We start from the raw sequence: 22,509 nt of genomic DNA on the forward strand, positions 1-22,509 counted from the left end.
ATATAACCGTCGTGTCCCGGTCATAGAGTCGGCGAGCCGACGCAAGGGGGACACTTGGGACCGACCCCCTGCCTCTGCGCTTTGTTGAGCCCTTGCTTCAGGAGAGTTTCATCATGCAAAAGACGCTAGCGCTCGCCGTCCTCGCCGCCCTCGCGGTCACCGGTACGGCGGAAGCGCGCGATCAGATCCGCATCGTCGGGTCGTCGACCGTGTACCCCTTCACCACCGTGGTGGCCGAGCAGTTCGGCAAGACCGCCAAGTTCAAGACCCCGGTCATCGAGAGCACGGGGACCGGCGGCGGCTTCAAGCTGTTCTGCGCCGGCGTCGGCGTCGAGCACCCCGACGTGACGAACGCGTCGCGCGCCATCAAGAAATCCGAACTCGAGACCTGCCAGAAGAACGGCGTCACCGACATCACCGAGGTCAAGATCGGCTATGACGGCATCGTCGTCGCCAACTCCAAGGCCGCCCCGCAGGCCAAGCTGACCCGCGAGCAGATCTTCCTGGCGCTGGCCAAGAACGTGGTGGTGGACGGCAAGATGGTCGCCAACCCCTACCAGAAGTGGAGCGACATCGAGAAGAGCCTGCCCGACATCAAGATCGAGGTGTTGGGCCCGCCGCCCACCTCCGGTACCCGCGACGCCTTCGTCGAACTGGTCATGGACGAGGGTTGCGCCAAGATCAAGGGCGCCAAGGAAGCCGGCCTGACGGGCAAGGCTTGCGGCGCCATCCGCGAAGACGGCGGCTATGTCGAGGCGGGCGAGAACGACGTGCTGATCGTGCGCAAGCTCGAAGCCAACAAGAACGCCTTCGGCGTCTTCGGCTTCAGCTTCCTCGACCAGAACGCCGACAAGATCCAGGGCTCCCTCGTCGAGGGCGTCGAGCCGGCCTTCGAGAACATCGCCAAGGGATCCTATCCGGTGTCCCGGCCGCTGTTCTTCTACGTCAAGAAGGCCCACGTCGGGACCATCCCCGGCATGAAGGAGTTCGTGACCGAATTCACCAGCGAGAAGGCCTGGGGCATGGACGGCTATCTGGCCGACAAGGGCCTGATCCCGATGCCCGACGCCGAGCGTAAGAAGTTCCACGACGCGGCCGCGAGCCTCGCCAACAACGTGATGATGTAAGACCGATCCCACCGGCGCCCGGGGGCCTGCCGCCCCCGGGCGTTCCCTTTCCCGCTTCCGAGCCGCGCAGCAAGGCCCCCCATGCCGATCGTCGTTCTCCTCGCCACCCTCATCGGCCTCACCGTCGCCGGGTACTACATGGGGCGGTCGCGGGCGGTGGCGGTGGGCGGTCACGGCACGCGCCACCTCAATTCGCTGCCCGGCTATTACGGCCTCTACGTCGCCGCCTGGTGCGGCATCCCTGCGGTTTCCGTCGTCGTGCTGTGGCTGACGCTGGAACCCGAGATCATCAAGGCCTTGCTGGTCGCCGCCCTGCCCGACGTCACCGGCACCTGGTCGGACAGCACCATGGCGCTGATGCTGAACGACATCCGCAACCTGGCCGGCGGCAACATCGTCAGCCGCGACGTCGACCCCGAATTGCTGGCCGCCGCCGAATACTACGCCTTCATGCGCGACGCCGGCTTCGCCGCGATGGCGGTGGCCGCGCTCGCCATCGCCGCCGGCGGGCTGGCATACAGCCGGCGCGCCATCCACCCGGATCTCCGGGCCCGTAACCGGGTCGAGGGCGTGCTGATGGTTTTCCTGATCATCAGCTCGACCGTCGCCATCCTGGTCACCATCGGCATCGTGCTGTCGCTGCTCTTCGAGGCCCTCCGCTTCTTCCAGCGGGTGTCGCCGGTGGAATTCCTGTTCGGCCTCGAATGGAGCCCGCAGACGGCGCTGCGCGCCGACCAGGTGGGCAGTTCCGGCAGCTTCGGCTCGATCCCGCTGCTGGTGGGCACCGCGCTGATTTCCTTCATCGCCATGTGCGTGGCGGTGCCGGTCGGCCTGCTGTCGGCCATCTACATGGCGGAATACGCGCCGCCCCGGGTGCGCTCCGCCGTCAAACCGGCCCTCGAAATCCTGGCCGGCATCCCCACCGTCGTCTACGGCTTCTTCGCGGCGCTGACCGTGGCGCCGTTCCTGCGCGACTGGGGCAGCCAGATCGGCCTCAACATCTCGTCGGAAAGCGCGCTGGCGGCCGGCCTGGTGATGGGCATCATGATCATTCCCTTCATCTCCTCGATCTCCGACGACGTCATCACGGCGGTGCCGCAGTCGATGCGCGAAGGCTCGCTGGGCCTTGGCGCCACCAAGTCCGAGACCATCCGCCGCGTGATCATCCCGGCCGCCCTGCCGGGCATCGTCGGCGGCATCCTGCTGGCGGTGTCGCGCGCCATCGGCGAAACCATGATCGTCGTCATGGCGGCGGGGTTGTCCGCCAACCTGACGGTCAACCCCCTGCAGGCGGTGACCACGGTGACCGTGCAGATCGTGACGCTGCTGGTCGGCGACCAGGAATTCGACAGCGCCAAGACGCTGGCCGCCTTCGCCCTCGGCCTCGTCCTCTTCTTCGTCACCCTGGCGCTCAACATCGTGGCGCTGACCGTCGTCAAGAAATACCGGGAGCAATATGAGTAACGCCGTCCCCTCCGCCGTCCTTCCCCGCGGGGTGGCGCCGACGCCGACCTCCGCGCGGGTCAAGGCCAGCTTGGCCCGGCGCTACCGGGCGGAGCGCCGCTTCCGCGCCTATGGCATCGTGGCCATCGCCGTCGCCCTCGGCTTTCTTGTCGTGCTGTTCACCAGCATCATCGGCAACGGGTATTCCGCCTTCTGGCAGGCCAACGTGCGCCTCGACGTCACGCTCGATGCCACCACCGTCGATCCCGACGGCACCCGTGCTCCGGAGAAACTGGCCACCGCCGACTATGCCGGCCTCATCAAAGGGGCGCTCGGCGAGCGCTTTCCCGGTGTCTCCGGCCGCGACGCCAGGCGCAAGCTTTCCGGGCTGGTCAGCCAGGGCGGCGCCTACGACCTGGCCCGCATGGTGACGAATGACCCCAGCCTGGTCGGGCGCACGATTTCCGTCTGGCTGCCGCTGTCGGACGACGCCGACATGCTGATCAAGGGCCATATTCCCCGCGACGTCCCGCAGGCCAACCGCCGGGTTTCGGACCAGGAGATCGCCTGGCTGGACGATCTGGCCGCCCAGGGCGAGGTGGAGAGGAAGTTCAACGTCCGCTTCTTCACCAGCGGCGATTCGCGCGAGCCCGAGCTGGCCGGCATCTGGGGCGCCACGGTGGGTTCCCTCATGACCATGCTGGTCACCATCGCCATCTCCTTCCCGCTGGGGGTGGCGAGCGCCGTCTACCTGGAAGAATTCGCCCGCAAGAACCGCTGGACCGACCTGATCGAGGTCAACATCAACAACCTGGCGGCGGTGCCCTCCATCGTCTTCGGGCTGCTGGGGCTCGCCGTCTTCCTCAACTTTTTCGGCCTGCCCCGCTCGGCGCCGCTGGTCGGCGGCCTGGTGCTGGCCATCATGACGCTGCCCACCATCATCATCGCCGGGCGCGCCGCGCTGACCAGCGTGCCGCCCTCCATCCGCGAAGCGGCCTACGGGTTGGGCGCCTCGCCGGTGCAGGCGGTGTTCCATCACGTGCTGCCGCTGGCCATGCCCGGCATGCTGACCGGCGCCATCATCGGCATGGCACGCGCGCTCGGCGAAACCGCGCCGCTTTTGATGATCGGCATGGTCGCCTTCATCGTCGACATTCCGCACGGTTTCCGGGACCCTTCCACGGTGCTGCCGGTGCAGGTCTATCTGTGGGCCGACAGCCCCGAGCGCGCCTTCGTCGAGAAGACCTCGGCGGCGATCATGGTGCTGCTGGCCTTCCTGATCGTCATGAACGCGGCGGCGGTCTATCTGCGGAAGAAGTTTGAAGTGCGGTGGTGACGCGAGGCGGTATGATGGAACAGACGATGATCGGCATGGATGGGGAGGGTGGCTTGAGCTTCGGCACCGACGATTCCGAGCCCCTTGGGCAGACCCCCGACGGCATTGCCGGCGCCGAGCCGCCGGCCAAGTTTGTATCGCGCGGCGTCGACGTGTTTTACGGCGCCAAGCAGGCGCTGTTTGGGATCGACATCGACATCATGCCCAACGAGGTGACGGCGCTGATCGGCCCCTCGGGCTGCGGCAAGTCGACCTTTCTGCGATGCCTCAACCGCATGAACGACATCATTGAGGGCTGCCGGGTTTCGGGCAGCATCCTTCTGGACGGCGAAGACGTTTATGCCCGGGCCATCGACGTCGTCCATCTCAGGGCGCGGGTCGGCATGGTATTCCAGAAGCCCAATCCGTTCCCCAAGTCGGTCTACGAGAACGTCGCCTACGGGCCGCGCATCCACGGCCTGGCGGCGTCGCCGGCCGACATGGACGAGGTCGTGCGCACCAGCCTGGAGCGGGCCGGCCTGTGGGAGGAGGTGAAGGACCGCCTGCACGAGCCGGGGACCGGACTTTCCGGCGGCCAGCAGCAGCGGTTGTGCATCGCGCGCGCCATTGCGGTCGAGCCCGAGGTGATCCTGATGGACGAGCCGTGCTCGGCCTTGGACCCCATCGCCACCGCCAGGATCGAGGAACTGATCGACGAGCTTCGGACCAACTACACCATCGTCATCGTCACCCATAACATGCAGCAGGCCGCCCGCGTGTCGCAGCGCACCGCCTTCTTCCATCTCGGCAAGCTGATCGAATTCGGCGATACCGACCAGATCTTCACCAACCCGCGGGCCGAACGGACGCGGGACTACATCACCGGCCGGTTCGGCTAGGAGGCAGAGCGTCGTCCATGCGCGAGACCCAGCACATCGTGAAGTCCTACGACGAGGAGCTCCAGTCCATCAGTACCCGCATCATCGAGATGGGCGGTCTGGTCGAGGCCCAGCTCGCCGACGCCATCGAGGCGGTGGTCAAGCGCAACGCCCAGCTTGGCGCCCAGACCGACCAGCGCGACGCCCAGGTCGACGCCATGGAGCGCGAGATCGACGAGGCGGTGGTGCGCCTGCTGGCCCGCCGCCAGCCGATGGCCGACGACCTTCGCCAGGTTCTGGCGGCGCTCAAGATCGTCGGCATCCTGGAGCGGGTCGGCGACTATGCGGCCCACGTCGGAAAGCGCGCCGTCATGCTGGCGCAGGACCGCGAAACCCCCGGGGTCGCGGTGATCGGGCGCATGGGCAAGATGGTGCGCGACCTGATCGGCGACGTGCTTGGCGCCTATGCAAGGCGCGATCCCGAACTGGCCCTTTCCGTCTGGCGGCGCGACCAGGATCTCGACCAACTGTACGCCAGCTTCTTCCGCGAGCTTTTGACGGCGATGGCCGAGGACCCGAAGAACATCAACGCCTGCATGCACCTGCTGTTCATCGCCAAGAACATCGAGCGGGTCGGCGATTTCGCCACCAACATCGCCGAGAACGTCCACTTCCTGGTGCTGGGCGTGTTGCCGGCCGGCAAGCGGCCGAAGGCCGCCAAGGGCGACTACTCCTTCGAGCAGTGAGAGGGGCCGCTGTGATCATGACATCGCAAATTCTGATCGTCGAGGACGAGCCGGCGCTGGTCGCCATGCTGCGCTACAACCTGGAAAAGGAAGGCTACCAGGTCGAAGAGGCGGCCGACGGCGAGGAGGGGCTGCTCAAGGTCGAGGAGGCGGCGCCCGACCTCATCCTGCTCGACTGGATGCTGCCCCGCCTCTCGGGCATCGAGGTCTGCCGGCGCATCCGGCGCCGGCCCGAAACGCGCGACGTGCCGGTGATCATGCTGACGGCGCGCGGCGAGGAGGCCGATCGCGTGCGCGGCCTGGACACCGGCGCCGACGACTACGTGACCAAGCCGTTCTCGCCCAGCGAACTGATGGCCCGCATCCGGGCGCTTTTGCGCCGGGCCAGGCCGTCCTCGGCCCACGAGACGCTGAACTGCGGCGACCTGGTGATGGATCTGGCCGCCCACAAGGTGTGGCGCAGCGGCCGCTCGCTGAAACTGGGGCCCACCGAGTTCCGCCTGCTGCGCTATTTCCTGGAGCACGCCGGTCGCGTGCTGTCGCGCGAGCACCTGCTGGACGCCGTGTGGGGCCGCGACATCTATGTCGAGGAGCGCACCGTCGACGTCCATATCCGGCGCCTGCGCAAGGCGCTCAACATCGACGGCGAACCCGATCCCATCCGCACCGTCCGCTCGGCCGGCTATTCCCTGGAGATGGCCGACGGCTGAGGAGCCCGAAGGCTGCCCTTGCCCCGCCATCGGAACATGCCCTCGGGCTCGTCCCGCCAGCCGCAGCGGGTACGATACCGGGGAAGCGAAAACAGGCTCACGACACTCGCTTCCGGGCGGGAGATCGAATGGACCGAAGGGTTACGATTCGTCTCCGGGCTGGGGGCCATTGAGCGCAGGCCCCCGCCCGGCTTGGCGAAGTGCCTCCCGGGGCGCTCCTTTCCGGCGATAGAGGCGGCGAGACGCTGTCATGATTCTCTACCTCTCAGAAGGGTTGCCGGCCGGTGCTGGGCGGCCTGTTCGATCTGGGTGCATTTTTCCCATCGCGCGCGCCTATGCCGGGGCCGCGCCCGAGGACTACTCGGCCGCATTGTCGTCCACTGAACGATTAACCTTGAGTATGGTGATCGTCCTCTGCTCGCCGCGCAGCGTGCGGAAATCTATCGACTGCCCTTCGGTGAGGCCGATCAGGGCGGCGCCGACCGGCGAAAGAACGGATATCTTGCCGGCGGCGATGTCCTCGTAGCGGGGGTAGACCAGGGTAACGACCTGCCGGATGCCGGAATGGGCATAGGCGAACTCGACCCGGCTTCCCATGGTGATCGTATTGGGGGCGATCTGATCCGGGGCAACGAGCTTGGCGCGATCCAGTTCCCGCTCCAGGTACTCGCTGGAGTCCGGGAAGCTCGACCATACGATGCGAGCAAGGTTGGACAGGCGGGCGTGCTCGTGCCAAGTCATGACGATGGGTGGAAGAGCGTGTGGCATGTTCCAATCCTCAAACAGGCGGCGGCACCGTGGGCGCCATGGCCGCACACAGACTATCGGAGCGCTACTCCGAACAATGGGCATCAGACGAGGATGACGGATTGATACCGCCCGGTTCCCCGGGCCGGTGTCGCCTTATGAACGCGGCGACAGATCGACCCGGGGCCACTGGCCAACTTTGAGTTGGCCATGGCGAAGGAGCTGCGCACGACGGGCGATCATCTTCAACATGGCTGCCAAGATACCAGATTTGGCGCACTTTTCAAGCCACACCCCGGGCGGTCTCGGGGTCATTCGGTGATGTCCGACGGGCGGCCGAAGAGGTCCATCTGCACGGTATCGAGGTGTTCGCGCATGGCCGCCTCGGCCCCTGCGCGATCGCGGTTGGCGATGGTTTCGACGCAGCGCGCGTGCTGGCCGTTATAGATCTTCTGGCGCTCGCGGGTGAGCGAGGCCTCCTTGAGCCGGCCCCACAGCTTGTCTTCGCGCAGTGCCGTCAGGGCCTTCAGCATGGCGTTCAGCACCGCGCTGTGCGAGGCCTCGGCGACCGCCTCGTGCAGGGTGCCGTCCCACAGTTCGTAGGTCTTGAGGTCGAGGGCGGCGGCGCCCTTTTCCAGGCAGCGCTGGAGATGCGCGATGTCGCCGGCGGTGGCGCGCAGGGCGGCCAGTCCGGCCACCTTGGGCTCGATGATAAGGCGGGTTTCCATGATCTCGTTCGGGTTGGTCGCCTTCATCAGCAGCGAAAGCGCCGGCGCCTCGGCCGGCGAGCGATGGCCGACGAAGGTGCCCTGACCGACGTGGCGCCAGATCTTGCCCTCGGCCTCCAGCACGGCCAGGGCCTGACGCAGGTTGGTCCGGGTCGTTCCCAGCTCGGCCGCCAGCTCGCGTTCCGGCGGCAGGCGGGACTGGGCGGGAAAGCGCCCCGAGTCGAGAAGCTCGTTCAGGCGGTTCAGCAGATCGTCCGTGCGGGTCATCGTCCTATTAAACCAATCCCATAATTGGTCTGCAATCAAAACCAATCTGACACTTGGTTTGTATTTCCATCGCCGGTTCCGGCGGTGGAAAAGATGTTGGTCGAGGCGTGATGGTTCCAGAAGGCACCAGGAAATACCTGCCTTCGATCCGATATGACAACTTTTGCATGTTTTTAACCCGTTGTAAATACAACATCTATGATGCATATAGCCGGTCATCACGGCCGTTTCGGCGAAAGGGGTGCGAGGCTCCACCCCTGGCCGCGCCGCCGACGATGCGGCGGCGAAAGATCGCCGGATCGGGTCCGCCGTCGCCGGTTGACACCAATATTTCATTGGTATAGCTTTTCTTGGTTGTCTGACGGAAGGATGAACCATGCGTTTCGTGACTTTCTCCCATGCGGGGGCAAAAAACCGGCCGGGCGTCATCGATGCCGCCGGCCAGACCATCGTCGATCTCGGCGAGGAAGGGATTGCCGACCTCAACGCCCTCATCCTGCAGGGCGAGGCCGGGCTTCAAACCGCCCGCCGGGCACTCGAGCAGCCCAAGCGGAAGGTGCCGCTGGCCGAGGCCGCGCTCGGCGCGCCGATCCCCAGGCCCCGGCGCAACATCATGTGCGTCGGCAAGAACTACTTCGAACATTCCAAGGAGTTCGAGAAGAGCGGCTTCGATTCGACCTCGGGCGGCCAGGCCGTTCCCGACGCGCCGGTGATCTTCACCAAGGCGCCGTCTTCCGTCTCCGCCCCCGGCGCCGAGATTCCGTCCTATCTCGATCCCAGCCAGTCGACCGACTACGAGGGCGAGCTTGGCGTTGTCATCGGGCGCGGCGGGCGCGGCATCGCCAAGGCGGCGGCATATGGCCACGTCTTCGGCTACGTCATCCTCAACGACGTCACCGCGCGCAAGCTGCAAAGCCAGCACAAGCAGTGGTTCCTGGGCAAAAGCGTCGACGGCTTCTGCCCGATGGGTCCCTATCTGGTGACCGCCGACGAGGTGGGCGACGTGACCAAGCTGGTACTGACCACCGAGGTCAACGGAGAGGAGCGCCAGAAGGGTGTGGTCTCCGACCTCATCTTCGACATTCCCACCATCATCGAGACGATTTCCCGGACCATGACGCTGGAGCCCGGCGACGTCATCGCCACCGGCACGCCGGCCGGCGTCGGCATCGGCTTCACGCCGCCCAAGTTCCTGAAGAAGGGCGATGTCGTGCGCATCGCCATCACCGGCCTGGGCGTTTTGGAAAACCCGGTGGCCTGACGGCGCCCGCAGATCAGAAAGAGCGAGGAAAAGCGAATGAGACTTGCCATGTTCCAGGGTCAGGGCGACCCGCGGCTGGGCGCCGTTGAGGGGGAGGCCGTCGTCGACCTCAACCTGGCCTACGAAGCGATGCTGACCGCCAAGGGCGACCTTCGGGCGCGCGCCAAGGCCGATGCCGTGGTCCCGGCCGAAACCGTCGCCTTCCTGCGCGGCGGCGACGATTCGCTGGCGGCGGCGCAGGCCGCGCTGACGTGGGCGGCGGCGCGGAACGGCGCCATGCTGAAGGTCAGGAACACGCCGGTGGTGCGGCCGCTGAAGGACGTCAAGCTGCTGGCGCCGGTCATGAAGCCCGAGAAGATCATCTGCGTGGCCCACAACTACCACGACTTCCTCAAGGAGCTGGGGATGAAGCCGCACCCGATTCCGCGCATCTTCTCGAAGTTCGCCAACGCGGTGTGCGCGTGGGACGACCCCGTCATCCGCCCGAAGATGAGCCGGCAGCTGGGCTACGAGGCGGAATTGGCCTTCGTCATCGGCAAGCGCTGCAAGAACGTGCCCGAGGAGAAGGCCTACGATGTCATCGCCGGCTATATGACGTTCAACGACATCAGCGCCAGCGACTGCACCAAGTCCGACGTCCAGAACACCCGCGGCAAGGGCTTCGACACTTTCGCCCCGATGGGGCCCTGCCTGGTCACCGCCGACGAGGTGGCCGATCCGCACGACCTCAAGGTCGAGCTTCGCGTCAACGGCCGGGTGCTGCAAAGCTCGAACACCCGCGAGCTGGTCCACAACGTGCCGCAACTGCTGTCGTTCTGCTCGCAGGTCTTCACGCTGGAGCCGGGCGACGTGGTGGCGACGGGAACCCCCGGGGGGCTTGCCAAGGACCGCAATCCGCCGACCTTCATGGAGCCGGGCGACGTGATGGAGACCGAGATCGGCGATCTGGGCGTCATGCGCAACCCGATTGCCGAGGAGGACGCCTGAGGAAGGGCGCCGCCGCCGATGCCGGGCACACCCCCGGGCGACCGACCGGCCGCCCGGGTCACGGAGGGGAAGAGGGCCGCATGAAGCGCATCAAGGTTGAAAACCCGATCGTCGAACTGGACGGCGACGAGATGGCCCGCGTGGTGTGGGGCTGGATCAAGGAGACGCTGGTTCTTCCCTACCTCGACGTGAACCTGCTTTATTACGACCTCGGCCTGCCGCACCGCGACGCCACCGACGATGCGGTAACCACCGAGGCCGCCGAGGCGATCAAGGCCCATCACGTCGGCGTCAAATGCGCGGCCATCAACCCGGACCAGGCGCGGGTCAAGGAATACGGGCTCAAGAAGGCCTGGCGTTCGCCCAATGCCCACGTGCGCAACGTCGTCGGCGGCACGCTGTTCCGCGAGCCGGTGGTCTGCAAGAATGTGCCGCGCCGGGTGGCGGGCTGGGCCAAGCCCATCGTCGTCGCCCGCCACGCCTTCGCCGACGAATTCGCGGCGACCGATTTCCTGGTGCCGGGCCCCGGCACGTTCAGCGTCCGCTTCGTGCCGAAGGATGGCGGCGAGACCATCGAGCATACGGTGCTGGAGTTTCCCAGCTCCGGCATCGCGCTGGGCATGTACAACCTCGATTCCTCGATCGAAGGGTTCGCGCGGGCCTCGATGACCTATGGCCTGGATGTCGGCTATCCGGTCTACCTCGGCACCAAGAACACCGCGCTCAAGGTCTATGACAATCGCTTCAAGGAGATCTTCCAGCGCATCTACGAGGCCGAATTCAAGGCCCGCTTCGAGGCCAAGGGCATCTTCTACGAGCACCGGCTGGTCGACGAACTGGCCGCCTTCGCCATCAAGTCCTCCGGCGGCTTCGTCTACGCCTGCCGCAACCGCGACGGCGATATCCAGTCGGACATGGTGGCCGAGGGCTTCGGTTCCCTGGGCCTCATGGCCTCGATCCTGATGACGCCGGATGGGCGCACGGTGCAGACCGAGGCGGCGCACGGCACCATCACGCGGCATTACCGCCTGCATCAGGCGGGCAAGGAGACGTCGACCAATCCGGTGGCCTCCATCGTCGCCTGGGCTCGGGCGCTCGACTTCCGGGGCCGCTTCGACGGAACGCCCGATGTCCGCCAATTCGCCCAGGCCCTGGAATCGGCCTGCGTGCAGACCATCGAGTCGGGCGTCATGACCAAGGACCTGGCGATCCTGGTCGGCCCGGGCCAGCCATGGATGACGACCAAACAATTCCTGGACGCGGTCGACCAGACGCTGCGGGAGAAGCTGTAGGCCGGGAGGGGGGCGTGGCGGCCCCGGCGTCCGCCGAGAAGACATCGAAAAACACCGTGACGAGGCTTTAGGCAAAGGGAGTGTCAGGAGATGCAAGACTTCACGATCACACCGACCCGCCGTTCCTTCCTCAGGGGAAGCGCCGCGGTTGCGGGCGCGGGCATCCTGTCGGCGAGCCCGTTCCGCAAGACTTGGGCGGCGGCGTTCCCGGAACGCAACATCCAGATCCTGATTCCGACCGGCGAGGGCGGCGGCGCCGACCGCGACGCGCGCATGTTCTCCACCGTCTGGCGGAAGTACCTCAACACCAACTTCGAGTATTCGTACTATCCCGGCGCCGCCGGCCAGGTCGGCTACGAGTTCTACGCCGCCAAGTCGGAACCCGACTGCTACAACCTGCTGTTCGGCAACCTGGGGCCTGAAATCATCATGCAGGCCATGCAGAAGCCGAAGGCGAAGCTGGGCAAGGATTTCATCTACTTCTGCCAGACCACCGACGAAACCATGTGCGTCTTCGTCGGCAAGAACAGCAAGATCAAAACGATCGAGCAACTGGTCGACGAGGCCAAGAAGCGGGTGGTTACCGTCGCCACCAGCCGCCTGCCGCACCCTGCCTCGATCGGCGTCCTCGCCCTGGGCGAGGCGACCGGCGCCAAGTTCCAGCTGGTGCCTTTCGGCGGCGGCAATCCGTCGGCGATGGCGGCGATCACCGGCGAGGTCGACTGCTGCACGCTGCCCATCACCAACGCCATCCAGTTGGACAAGGAGGTGTTGATCCTGACGGTGTTCTCCAAGAAGAATGTGTTCGGCGAAATGGCCGACAACGCGCCGCCGGTCAACGACGTGTTCGGCACCAAGATCCCGGAACTGAGCTCCAGCCGGGGCTTCGCCATCCACGTCAAGGCCATCGAGACCTATCCGGACCGCTTCAAGACCATCGAGGAAAGCGTCAAGAAGGCGGCCCTCGATCCGGAATATGCCGATCTGGTGGAAAAGGCCGGCATGCCGCGCAGCTTCGTGCGCTACGGCGGGCGTGAGGAAACGGTCGCCTTCGCCGAGGAGATGCTGGCCCTGGCCGAGAAGTACGGTTCGCTGCTGGCCGCGAAGAAAAAATAGGACATGGCGGCTGGAGCCCGGATGGCGCCCGGGCTCCACCGTCTTCCGGCAGACTTTCCTGGCCGGCGCCGGCAGGGGGCGGGCGCTCTTCAACACGTTCGGGGTTCTTGATCATGACTACAGAGACGGCCCGGCAAGGGCGGACGAAAAAGCGATCGGTCGGCGCCGACCTGGTCATTCCGATCATGGCCGCCGGCTACGCCCTCTATTACATCTACACCGTTCTGGACTACCCCACAGAGGCCCAGATCAACGGGCTGTTCCTGGGGATCGTGCTGTGTTTACTGGTCGTCGTCCTGCTGGCGCGAGTGGCGGCGCAGTGGTTTAGGGGCGAAGTCGACTTCGGCATGCAACGCCTTCTGGCGCCCTTGTCCATGATTCCGTCGCGCCTCGTCTTCCTGGGGCTGACCATCGCCTACATCGTGGTCATCCCCTGGTTCGGCTTCACGCTGACCACTTTTCTTTTCGTCCTCGGCAGTCTGCTGGCGTTGGGCGTGCGTTCGAAAAAGCTCCTGGTGCTCATGCCGCTGCTGAGCGCCGCCGGCGGCTACATCTTCTTCATTGCCATGCTCAACACGCGGTTCCCCAAGGGGCCGGTCGAGCATTTCCTGGCAGGGATGTTCTGAGATGGAACTGAGCGCCGATACGGTCCTTGAGCTTTTCCTGCACTCGCTGAGTCTGTGGTGGGTCATCGTTCCCGCCATCGTCGTCGGCATCATCATGGGGGCGATCCCGGGCTTCGCCGCCCACAACACCATCATCATCCTGCTGCCGCTGACGCTGATGGTGCCGGTGGAGGTGGCGCTGACTTTCATGGTGGCGCTCTATTGCGCAACCCACCTGGGCGGCGGCATTCCGGCCATCCTCATGAACATCCCGGGCACCGGCGGCGCCGCCGCCACCACGCTCGACGGCCACGAGATGGCCAAGCAGGGCAAGGCGCAGCAGGCCTTGGTGCTGGCCTTCGCGGCCTCCACCTTGGGGGGGCTCATCACCTCGATCGTCACGCTCTTTGCGCTGCCGGTGCTGTCCCTGGTCGGCTACTACGTGCACAGCGTCGAGATGGTGGTGATCATGCTGTTCGGCCTGACGCTGATTGCCGTCATCGCCGCCGAAGACACCGTCAAAGGCCTGATCGCCGGCTTCTTCGGCCTGATGCTGGGCGCCATGGGGGCCGATCACGTCTACGCCGCGCCGCGCGGCACCTTCGGGCTCCTGGAACTGTTCGACGGCGTGCCGCTCATTCCGGCCCTCATCGGCCTGTTCGCCATCTCGGAAGCCTTCGTCATGATCGAGCAGGAGACCATCGTCTCCTCGAAGGGGCAGGATCGGGCGCAACGAGCCTCCTGGGCCGATACCTTCGAGGGCCTGCGTATCGCCGCCGCCAACTGGTGGCACATCGTCTGGACCAGTTTCATCGGCCTCCTGGTCGGCGTCCTGCCCGGCGCCGGGGCCAGCATCGGGGCCTTCGTCGCCTACCAGCAATCGCGCTTCTTCTCGAAGGAGCCCGAAAAGTACGGCACCGGCTACGCGAAGGGCGTGCTGGCGCCGGAGGCGGCCAATAACGGCGTCACCTCGGGCACCCTCGTGCCGCTGCTCGCCATCGGCATTCCCGGGGGCAGCACGGCGGCGGTGATGATGATCGTGCTGCAGTTCCACGGCGTGCCGTTCGGGCCCAGGCTGTTCGTCGAAAGCCCGCTGCTCGCCTTCGGCGTCATCATGTCGATGGTGGTGGCCTATATCTTCATGATCTTGACCATCCTGCCGATGGCCCGCTACCTCGCCAAGGTGACGGTGATCCCGACGCGCCTGCTGGCGCCGATGATCGTCGCCTTCACCCTGGTCGGCGCCTTCGTGCCGCGCAGCTTCGTGTTCGACCTGGGGGTGGCCGTCGCCTTCGGCGTCATCGGCTACATCGCGCGCAAGACCGGCTACCACGTGGCGGCGATCCTGATCGGCGTCATCCTGGGCCCGCTGGTGGAACAGTCCTACATCCGGGCGCTGCGCATTTCGCTGGGCGACCCGCTGGTGCTGTTCTCCTCGACGCTGGGCAACGTGCTGTGGGTGATGCTGGTTCTCTCCCTGGCCATGCCCTACATCCTCAACTGGCTCAGGCGGCGCAAGGCTGCGCAGGCCGCATCGTAAGGTTTCGATCCGGGGTCAGGGAACCATTCAGGCCGGGGAGAGTCTTACTCCCCAGTTGAACCCTGTAGCCAAGGAGGCTGCCATGTTGCGCCGGATCATCGTTTCGCTGTTCCTTCTGTCCTTCGCCGCCAGCGTTGCCGGGTGCGGGGACACTTGGCGCGGCATGAGGCAGGACACCAGCGAAAACCTGGACAAGGCCTCGGACGCCGTCAAATAGCGTTCTGATTCGCTGCACGCGGCCGTCAGCGTCCGGGCAGGGCCAGGGTCGAGGGGTCGAACAGCTCGTCGACGGCGACGTCGCGTTCCGACAGGTATTGTTCACGCGAATAGCGGCAGAGGGTTTCCAACTCGGGGCGGTTGCCCGGCAGGCCGTAGGACCAGAAGTCTTCGCCCATCAGGGCTTTCGTCGCCTCCCATTCGGCGGAAAACCACGGCAGCGTCATGCGGTTGGCGTTGCCCTTGGCGATGGCGTCCAATTCCTTCATCGCCACCGTTTTGGCATCGACGAACGCCTTGAACAGGTTGGCCGGCAGCCAGGGGTGCCGCTCGACCAGGGCGCGCTTGACGCCGACGACGTGCATGATCGGGAAGTAGCCGGTTTCCCGGTAATAGGCCCGTTCGATCTGGGCGACGTCGGAAAACAGGCGGCGCACCAGCGGCGAACCCTGGGAAAAGGCGGTGGGTGGGGCGGGGCTCATCACCGCGTCCAGTTCGCCCGCCACCAGCAGGTCGTTGAGGCACTTTCCCTCGGCGATCGGCTTGACGTCCATGTGTTCGGGCAATTTCAGCGGCAGCCGCTCCTTGCGGCCGGGCGCATTGGTGCCGCCGGTGCGATAGCGAAGCCGCCGGAAGTCGACGCCGTGGGAATCCTGGAGCATGCCGCGCAGCCAGAGGGCCAGCGTCATCTGGTATTCCGGCACGCCGACCGTCTTGCCCTCCAGGTCCTTAGGACTGTCGATGCCGCGATCGACGCGCACGTAGATGCAGGCGTGGCGGAAGGCGCGCGACGGGAAGACGGGGATGGCGACGTAGGCGCATTCGCCGCGCGTCACCTGCACCAGATAGCTGCTGAACGACAGTTCCGAGACGTCGAATTCCTGGCGCTGGAAGGCGCGCGGGAACAACTGCTCGGTCTTGAGCACGACGGGGGCGACCGTGCAGCCCTCGACGCCGATCCGCCCGTCGATGATCGGTTTCAGGCGATCGTAGTTCCAGCAACCCAGGGTGATCGTCACGTCGGTCATCGCGGTCTCCTCGCCAGGGTGCAGCGTGCCTAAGGTTGTAGCGCGCGGCAGGGGGCGGGTCCAGCGGGTGGCGCCGGACCGTCAGAAGGACGAGTTCGGCGTCTTCAGGAAGGCCACTTCCTCGACGGTGGAGGGGCGTCCGAGGGCGGCGTTGCGGTGGGGGAAGCGGCCGAAGCGGGCGACGATGTCGCGATGGCGCACCGCATAGTCGAGCCATTCGGCGTCGCCCAGCGCCTCGAACAGAACGACCGAGCGGTGCTGGTCGGCCAGATCCTCGCTGTGCTCGAACGGCAGGTAGAGAAACAGCCGCATGACCTGCGGCAGGGGCAGGTCCAAGCCCCGTTCAAGCGCATGGCGGGCGGCTGTGCGGGCACGGGGGTCGGCGGCGAAGGCGCGGGCGGTGCCACGGAACAGGTTGCGCGGGAACTGGTCGAGCAGGATGGCCAGCGCGACGCCCCCATGGGCGCTTTCCATGAGGGAATCGAAGTCGCCGGCCGCGGCGCGCTCGACGTCGCCCGCGAAGGCCCGGCCGATGCCGGCATCGAAGGCGGGGTCCGGCTGAAACCACTCGGGCCGGCGCGCCGGCGTGCCGGTTGCCCAGTCGGCGCCGAACCAGAAAGAAAGCACCCGTTCGATCAGGCCGGCTTCGGCAGTTGTCATCGTCCCTCTCCGCTCGTTGCGTCCCTGCCGTCGTCATATGGGGTGGAAGCAGGAGATTCGCCGCTCACCTTCTGGCTGGCGGGGGCGATACCTCCGTCGAAAAAAAAGGGCCGCCCCAAAGGGCAGCCCCGATTCTCGACGGCAATGACGCCGGCCACTCAGCGGGCGTCGGGCAGGCGCATATCGATGTAGCCGGCCGGGCAGACGTCCTTGCACATGAAGCAGCCGACGCAGTTCTTGGCATCGGTCTCGACGAAATGGCCGAGGCTCTTTTCGCCCTGGGCGACTTCGCTGACGGCGTCCTGCGGGCAGAACACCTCGCAATTGCCGCATTCCAGGCAGGTGCCGCAGCACATGCAGCGGGTCGCCTCGGCCTGGGCCTGCTCGCGGGTCAGCGTGCGCAGCCGTTCCTCGTAGTTGCCCAGCACCTCGCCGGGGCCGACGCACAGGCGTTCGCGGTGGTCGCGGGGCAGGTACTGGAAGTGGCCGAGGAACAGCCCTTCTTCCTCGATGACCTCGTCCTCCGAGCGATCCTCGAAGGCGGTGGCGGTTTTGCGGAGTTCGACCTTGATGACGTCCACCGCAGGCCGATTGCGCAGGTCCTCGTTGCGGATGAAGCGGTCGATGTTCTCGGCGGCCCGCCAGGCGTGGCCGATGGCGGTGGTCAAAAGGCGCGGCGCGATGGCGTCGCCGCCGACGAAATGACCGTCCCTCTCGGGCACCCGGTAGAGCACGTCGGCATCGATGCGGCCGCGCCCGCCGTCCATTTCCTCGATCCCCTCGAATACCGCGCTCTGGCCGGTGGCGACCACAATGAGGTCGCAGGGGATGTCGAACTCGCTGCCCTCCTTGACAACCATCTTGCCGCTCGACCAGTCGGTCCTGATCACCTTGAGGGCGACGGCGCAACCGCTGGCGTCCTTGACCACCTCGACGGGAGCCAGGCCGTCGTGGATCTCGCAACCCTCGGCGATCACGAAGTCGATCTCCTCCTTGGCGGCGGGGGCCATGGCGATCGGCCGGCGATAGACGATCCAGGTATCGGCGGCGCCGACCTTCTCGTCATCGACCGGCGGCTGCTCGGCGCCCTGGCCGAGCACGGCGGCCGGCTTGTGGGCCGGAGCGACGCCCTCGACATGGCCGATCCTGAGCGCGACCGAGGCGCAGTCCATGGCGGTGTCGCCGCCGCCGATGACCAGCACCCGGCCCGACAGGTACCGGAGGCGGCCGGTGTTGGCGGCGCGCAGGAAGGTGAGGCCGTTGACGCAGTTGGGGGCGTCGCCGCCGGGAACCGTCAGCGGGTTGGAGCCCTGGGCACCGATACCCCAGAAGACGGCGTCGAAATCCTTTTCCAGATCGACGACGGAAATATCGCGGCCGACCCGGGTGTTGAGACGCACCTGCACGCCCATGTCGAGGATGCGCTGCACCTCGGCGTCGACGATGTCGCGCGGGCAACGATGGCGCGACAGGCCGTAGCGCAGCATGCCGCCCAGGGCGGCGTTGGCTTCGAAGACCACCGGCCGGTGGCCCCGGCGGCGCAACTGATAGGCGCAGGCCAGGCCGGCCGGGCCGCCGCCGACCACGGCGATCCGCTTGCCGGTTTCGGTTTCGGGCTGCTGGAAGGCCAGCTTGTGGCGGATGGCGTAGTCGCCGATGTAGTGCTCGATGGCGTTGATGCCGACGTGTTCCTCGACCGAGCCGCGGTTGCACTTGGTCTGGCACAGCGCCGGGCAGACGCGGCCCATGATGGCCGGGAAGGGGTTGGCCTCGGTCATGCGCCGGAAGGCGGCTTCCTGCCAGGTCATGCCGTGAAGGGGAAGTTCCTGGCCGCGCACGATGGCCAGCCAGCCGCGCACGTCGTGACCCGACGGGCAGGCGGCCTGGCAGGGCGGCGTGCGCTTGACGTAGGCCGGGCGCCGCTTGGAATGGGCCGCGTTGTAAAGGGCCCGGGTGCGGCGTTGCGGGATCGCAACGGGGGTCGTTTCCTCGGTCATCGGACTGTCTCCCCTTCCATCGAACGCAACAGAACTTCCGCCAAGTCTAACACCTCGAGCTTGTCTTCGAGGTTTTCGGTCTTGCGGCTGTCTTCCAGCAGCGAGACGCAGTAGGGACAGGCGGTGGCCAGAATCTTGGCCCCGGCGTTGACTGCCTCGTTGACCCGGAGCACGCTGAAGCGCTTCTCGGCCGGGGTTTCCATCCACACCCGGCCGCCGCCGCCGCCGCAACAGAGCGAAAAGCGCTTCTCGCGCGGCATCTCGACGGCCTCGACCCCGGCCGCCGCCAGCACGGCACGCGGCTCGTCGAAGATTTCCGAATGGCGGCCCAGATAGCAGGGATCGTGGTAGGCCACCTTCTTGGCCAGCGCGGCCGGCACCTTCAACTTGCCGTCGGCCACGAGTTGGGCCAGCAGTTGGCTGTGATGGACGACTTCCCACTCGCCACCGATCTCGGGGTATTCCTTGGTATAGGTGTGATAGCAGTGCGGCGAGGTGACGATGATCTTCCTGACGCCGCGGCCATTGAACAGGCCGATGTTGGCCTCGGCCAGCTTCATGAAGCCGCTTTCGTCGCCGGTCTTGCGCAGGCTTTCGCCGCAGCAGTTTTCCTCGGCGCCGATGACGCCGAACGACACCCCGGCTTGGGTCAACAGCTTGACCAGCGAGCGGGCGATGTTGCGGCTGCGCGAGTCGTAGCAGGAGGTGCAGCAGACGGAAAGCAGGTATTCGGTGTTTTCGGTGTAGGCCGGGACGTCGAGGCCCTTCATCCAGTCGGTGCGCTTCTCGCGCTTCTCGCCCCACGGATTGCCGTTGGAATCGCAGCTGCCGATGACGGCGCGCAGCGTGTCGGGAGTGCCGCCCATCTCGGCCGTCATCGTGCGGATGGCCCGCATGATGCCGATGATGTCGACGCCGCGCGGGCAGTTGATGACGCACTTGTTGCAGGTGGTGCAGCCGTAGAGGATGTCCTCGACCTCGTTGCCTTCCAGGCCCATCTGGCCCAGGCGGATCATGCGGCGCACGATGAACTCGCCGTTGACTTCCCGCCACGGGCAGACGGCGGCACACATGCCGCACTGCATGCAGGTGTTGAGGTCGACGCCCCCCGAAAGGACGATCGCCTCGTTGACCTCGTAGAAAGGCGTATCGGGCATCGATGGCTCCTAGTAAACGAGGGTCGCGTTGGCCTCGAGGATTTCCTGGGTCAGGGCCGCCGCGGAAACCGGCCTGGCACCCTGGATAAGGTCCGATTCCTCGATTTTGCGTTCGCGGATGCAGGGCACGCAGACCAAGAGCTTGCCCCCCTGATCGAGGAAGCTCTTCACCAGGTCCTTGAGCGCCGGCAGGCCGGCCGCGAAGACGTTGTCGAGATAGCCCTTCTTGGCGAGGTAGACGGCGGTGCTCTGCAGCGCGATGACGGCTTCCACTTCCATGGCCAGCGCGCCGTTGGCCAGCACGAAGGGCAGCGTCGCCTTCTCCGGGTGCTCGCCGGCGAAAGTGGCGATGTAGAGGATCTTTTCCTTCTTGGCTTCCGACATGGTCATGCCTTTTCTGAACGGGGCTCAGTCGTCGTCTTCGGGGACGTCGGCCGCCGCTTCTTCCAATCCGTACCGGTAGTATCCGTCGTCGCCGCTGCGCTCGCCGATGACGCCATACTTTTTCATGGCCATGACGCACCACAGCACGTCAGGCGCCGCCAGGCCGGTGGCGGCGACCAATTCGGGCACCGTCATCGGTTCGGCCGAGGCGGCCAACGTCTGGCGCACCTTCTTGATGCGGGTCATGCGCTGGCGATTGGCGGCGAAGGCGTCCTTGATGCGGACGCGCCGTTCCTTGCGAATGCCGTCCAGCTCGAGGATCTGCTCGGGTGTCAGGGTGAAGGGCTGGGACATCACTCGGCCTCCGCAACGATGGGTTCGCCGACGATGGCGTCGACCATCGCTTCGTATTGGCGGAGCGTCCAGCCGTTGACCTCGATGGCGATGTTGGGACAGACCGCCACGCACATGCCGCAGCCGGTGCAAAGGGCAGGGTTAACCTTGGCCGTGCGGCCCTTGCCGTTCGCCGCGTCGGTCAGCGTGATGCAGCCGGGGTGCGGGCAGGTTTCGGCGCAGGCGCCGGTGCCGGTGCACAGGTTGGCGTCGACCGTGGCGACATAGGGGTCAAGTTCGACGAAGCCCCGCGAAAGAATGGTCGCGGCCTTGACCGAGGCGGCGGTGGCGCCTTCGGCGGCTTCGGTGGAATCCATCGGCGCCTGGCAGGTGCCGGCCAACAGGATGCCGGTGGTTGCCAGTTCGACCGGCCTCAGCTTGGGGTGAACCTCCAAGAGGAAGCGGTCGGCGCCGATGGGCAGCTTCATGATGTCGACGATGGAAGAAACGTCTGACGGCACCATACCGACTGCCAGGACCACCAGGTCGACGGGGATTTCGACGTCTTGACCCGATAGCAGCGTGTCCTTGGCGGTAATGGCAAGCGGGTTTTCCGACCCCTCCGGCGTGCGCGCAACGGCCGGCGCGGCATCGGCCTCGAAACGAACGAACAACACCCCATCCCTTGATGCTCCCACATAGTATTCTTCATGCCCCCTGCCATACGCCCGAATGTCGCGATAGAAGTCGTAGATCACGGTTTCGGGGTATTTTTCGCGCAGTTCGCGGTCGGCCTGCAGCGTCGCCGTGCAACATACCCGCGAGCAGTATTCGTTGAGGTTGCCCTTCTCGTCCGGCTCGTGGATGCCGGGAATCTGGCGGCTGCCGACGCAGCGGATCATCGCCATGGTCTTGACCGGGCGGCCGTTGACCTTCAGCGTCCCGCCGCCGCCCGCATCCTCGGCCATCAGCTTGATGAGGTCGGGCAGCGTGATCACTTCCGGGTTGTCGCCGTAGCCGTACATGCCACGGGGCGGCGTGTAGTGCTTGAAGCCGGTGGCCAGGACTACGGCGCCGGTCGCCAGGTCCACGGTCTCCTCGGCCTGGGGCACGTCGAAGGGCAGGATGCCGACGAAGGGCACGAACGCCCCCTTGGCGACTCCGGCTTCCTTGAGGCGGGCCAGCTTGTCGATGTCCTCGGCACTCTCGGGCGGCCGGCGCTTGACCTTGAGCTTGAAGTCGCCGACGTAGCCTTCCGAGGCGACCATCTCGGCGCAGGTGATGACCGTGATCGACGGGTGGGCCAGCACCGTGGCGGCCAGGCCGGCAAGCAGGTCGCCCGCCTTCTCCTGGGTCGGGTAGACGCGGTCGAGCTTGGCGAAGTTGCCGCCGAGGAAGGGAGTCTTCTCGATCAACGCCACCTTGACGCCGCGAATGGCCAGATCGCGCGCCGCCTTGAGCCCGGCAATGCCGCCGCCGATGACGGTGGCGTGACGGATCGCCTCCACGCGGATCGGCTCCAGGGGTTGAAGCGCACGGGCCTTGGCGACCGCGGCGCCGACCAGGGCGGCGGCCTTGGCGGTGGCGCCGTCGCCGTGATGCACCCAGCTTACCTGCTCGCGGATGTTGGCGTGCTCGTAGAGGTAGGGGTTGACGCCGGCCCGCTGGGCGGCCCGCCGGAACGTGGTCTCGTGCAGGGCCGGCGAGCACGAGGCGACGACGATGCGATCCGCCCTGCCGGCCTTGAGGTCCTCGATGATCATGTTCTGGCCGGGATCGGAGCACATGAAATGGTTGCGCCGGGATACCGTGACGCCCGGCATTTCGGCGGCCATCCGCTCCAGCGCCTCGACGTCGACATGGTCCGAGATGTTGCCGCCACAATGGCAGATGTAGACCGCCACCTTCTCGTCACCGGCGGGTTTCTTCTTGCTGTCCTCGGCCGTCATCTTGTTGGTTCCTGCTCTCTGGC

22 protein-coding genes are annotated in these 22,509 nt (G+C 66.2%); 13 read left to right on the forward strand and 9 right to left on the reverse strand.

What is annotated here, in order from left to right:
• Positions 1-110 precede the first annotated feature (110 nt).
• The 6 genes from ODR01_RS20630 to phoB all read left to right on the forward strand — a co-directional run bounded on the left by ODR01_RS20630 (position 111) and on the right by phoB (position 6,219).
• A complete protein-coding gene (locus ODR01_RS20630; protein WP_316979637.1) occupies positions 111-1,127 on the forward strand; it encodes a PstS family phosphate ABC transporter substrate-binding protein in 1,017 nt (338 codons plus the stop codon).
• Between the two features lie 81 nt (positions 1,128-1,208).
• A complete protein-coding gene (gene pstC, locus ODR01_RS20635) occupies positions 1,209-2,591 on the forward strand; it encodes a phosphate ABC transporter permease subunit PstC (protein ID WP_316979593.1) in 1,383 nt (460 codons plus the stop codon).
• Positions 2,584-3,906, forward strand: coding sequence for a phosphate ABC transporter permease PstA (gene pstA, locus ODR01_RS20640; protein ID WP_316979594.1), 1,323 nt, complete (start codon positions 2,584-2,586; stop codon positions 3,904-3,906). The genes pstC and pstA overlap by 8 nt, the downstream gene beginning before the upstream one ends.
• Before the next feature lie 11 nt (positions 3,907-3,917).
• Positions 3,918-4,784, forward strand: a complete 867-nt coding sequence (gene pstB / locus ODR01_RS20645; RefSeq protein ID WP_316979595.1) for a phosphate ABC transporter ATP-binding protein PstB — start codon at positions 3,918-3,920, stop codon at positions 4,782-4,784.
• Positions 4,785-4,801: 17 nt separating this feature from the next.
• Positions 4,802-5,509 carry a phosphate signaling complex protein PhoU gene (gene phoU, locus ODR01_RS20650; RefSeq protein WP_316979596.1) on the forward strand — a complete coding sequence of 236 codons (708 nt, stop codon included), beginning with the start codon at positions 4,802-4,804 and terminating at the stop codon, positions 5,507-5,509.
• Between the two features lie 17 nt (positions 5,510-5,526).
• Positions 5,527-6,219, forward strand: coding sequence for a phosphate regulon transcriptional regulator PhoB (phoB, locus tag ODR01_RS20655; protein ID WP_316979597.1), 693 nt, complete (start codon positions 5,527-5,529; stop codon positions 6,217-6,219).
• Between the two features lie 357 nt (positions 6,220-6,576).
• On the opposite strand, the gene rnk is transcribed toward phoB, so the two are convergent.
• Positions 6,577-6,987, reverse strand: coding sequence for a nucleoside diphosphate kinase regulator (gene rnk / locus ODR01_RS20660; protein WP_316979598.1), 411 nt, complete (start codon positions 6,985-6,987; stop codon positions 6,577-6,579).
• Between the two features lie 290 nt (positions 6,988-7,277).
• Positions 7,278-7,961 (reverse strand): FadR/GntR family transcriptional regulator, encoded by a 684-nt coding sequence (locus ODR01_RS20665; RefSeq protein ID WP_316979599.1) that lies wholly within the window; start codon positions 7,959-7,961, stop codon positions 7,278-7,280.
• Positions 7,962-8,337: 376 nt separating this feature from the next.
• Between ODR01_RS20665 and ODR01_RS20670 the strand changes: the two genes are divergently transcribed.
• From ODR01_RS20670 to ODR01_RS20700, 7 genes are all read left to right on the forward strand, one after another.
• Positions 8,338-9,222 (forward strand): fumarylacetoacetate hydrolase family protein, encoded by an 885-nt coding sequence (locus ODR01_RS20670; protein ID WP_316979600.1) that lies wholly within the window; start codon positions 8,338-8,340, stop codon positions 9,220-9,222.
• Between the two features lie 36 nt (positions 9,223-9,258).
• Positions 9,259-10,209: a fumarylacetoacetate hydrolase family protein gene (locus ODR01_RS20675; RefSeq protein ID WP_316979601.1), complete on the forward strand. Its 951-nt coding sequence runs from the start codon at positions 9,259-9,261 to the stop codon at positions 10,207-10,209.
• Between the two features lie 80 nt (positions 10,210-10,289).
• Positions 10,290-11,501, forward strand: a complete 1,212-nt coding sequence (locus tag ODR01_RS20680; RefSeq protein WP_316979602.1) for an NADP-dependent isocitrate dehydrogenase — start codon at positions 10,290-10,292, stop codon at positions 11,499-11,501.
• A 90-nt stretch (positions 11,502-11,591) separates the two neighbouring features.
• Positions 11,592-12,617, forward strand: a complete 1,026-nt coding sequence (locus ODR01_RS20685; RefSeq protein WP_316979603.1) for a Bug family tripartite tricarboxylate transporter substrate binding protein — start codon at positions 11,592-11,594, stop codon at positions 12,615-12,617.
• Between the two features lie 113 nt (positions 12,618-12,730).
• On the forward strand, positions 12,731-13,243 hold the full coding sequence (locus ODR01_RS20690; RefSeq protein WP_316979604.1) for a hypothetical protein: 513 nt from the start codon (positions 12,731-12,733) through the stop codon (positions 13,241-13,243).
• Between the two features lies 1 nt (position 13,244).
• Entirely contained in the window at positions 13,245-14,762 is a 1,518-nt protein-coding gene (locus ODR01_RS20695) for a tripartite tricarboxylate transporter permease (RefSeq protein ID WP_316979605.1), read from the forward strand.
• Positions 14,763-14,844: 82 nt separating this feature from the next.
• Positions 14,845-14,979 carry a hypothetical protein gene (locus ODR01_RS20700; RefSeq protein ID WP_316979606.1) on the forward strand — a complete coding sequence of 45 codons (135 nt, stop codon included), beginning with the start codon at positions 14,845-14,847 and terminating at the stop codon, positions 14,977-14,979.
• 25 nt (positions 14,980-15,004) lie between these two features.
• Here ODR01_RS20700 and ODR01_RS20705 read toward each other — a convergent pair whose 3' ends face one another.
• The 7 genes from ODR01_RS20705 to ODR01_RS20735 all read right to left on the reverse strand — a co-directional run bounded on the left by ODR01_RS20705 (position 15,005) and on the right by ODR01_RS20735 (position 22,486).
• On the reverse strand, positions 15,005-16,006 hold the full coding sequence (locus ODR01_RS20705; protein ID WP_316979607.1) for an ABC transporter substrate-binding protein: 1,002 nt from the start codon (positions 16,004-16,006) through the stop codon (positions 15,005-15,007).
• A gap of 81 nt (positions 16,007-16,087) precedes the next feature.
• The gene (locus tag ODR01_RS20710) at positions 16,088-16,666 is read right to left on the reverse strand and encodes a DUF924 family protein (protein ID WP_316979608.1); all 579 of its coding nucleotides are present in this window, start codon (positions 16,664-16,666) and stop codon (positions 16,088-16,090) included.
• 158 nt (positions 16,667-16,824) lie between these two features.
• Positions 16,825-18,663: an NAD(P)-binding protein gene (locus tag ODR01_RS20715; protein WP_316979609.1), complete on the reverse strand. Its 1,839-nt coding sequence runs from the start codon at positions 18,661-18,663 to the stop codon at positions 16,825-16,827.
• Positions 18,660-19,820: a (Fe-S)-binding protein gene (locus tag ODR01_RS20720; protein WP_316979610.1), complete on the reverse strand. Its 1,161-nt coding sequence runs from the start codon at positions 19,818-19,820 to the stop codon at positions 18,660-18,662. The genes ODR01_RS20715 and ODR01_RS20720 overlap by 4 nt, the downstream gene beginning before the upstream one ends.
• Positions 19,821-19,829: 9 nt before the next feature.
• On the reverse strand, positions 19,830-20,204 hold the full coding sequence (locus tag ODR01_RS20725; protein WP_316979611.1) for a DsrE family protein: 375 nt from the start codon (positions 20,202-20,204) through the stop codon (positions 19,830-19,832).
• Positions 20,205-20,228: 24 nt separating this feature from the next.
• Positions 20,229-20,558, reverse strand: coding sequence for a hypothetical protein (locus ODR01_RS20730; RefSeq protein WP_316979612.1), 330 nt, complete (start codon positions 20,556-20,558; stop codon positions 20,229-20,231).
• On the reverse strand, positions 20,558-22,486 hold the full coding sequence (locus ODR01_RS20735) for a CoB--CoM heterodisulfide reductase iron-sulfur subunit A family protein (protein ID WP_316979613.1): 1,929 nt from the start codon (positions 22,484-22,486) through the stop codon (positions 20,558-20,560). The genes ODR01_RS20730 and ODR01_RS20735 overlap by 1 nt, the downstream gene beginning before the upstream one ends.
• Between the last annotated feature and the right edge of the window lie 23 nt (positions 22,487-22,509).

The organism is Shumkonia mesophila (genome assembly GCF_026163695.1).
GTDB lineage: Bacteria > Pseudomonadota > Alphaproteobacteria > Rhodospirillales > Shumkoniaceae > Shumkonia > Shumkonia mesophila.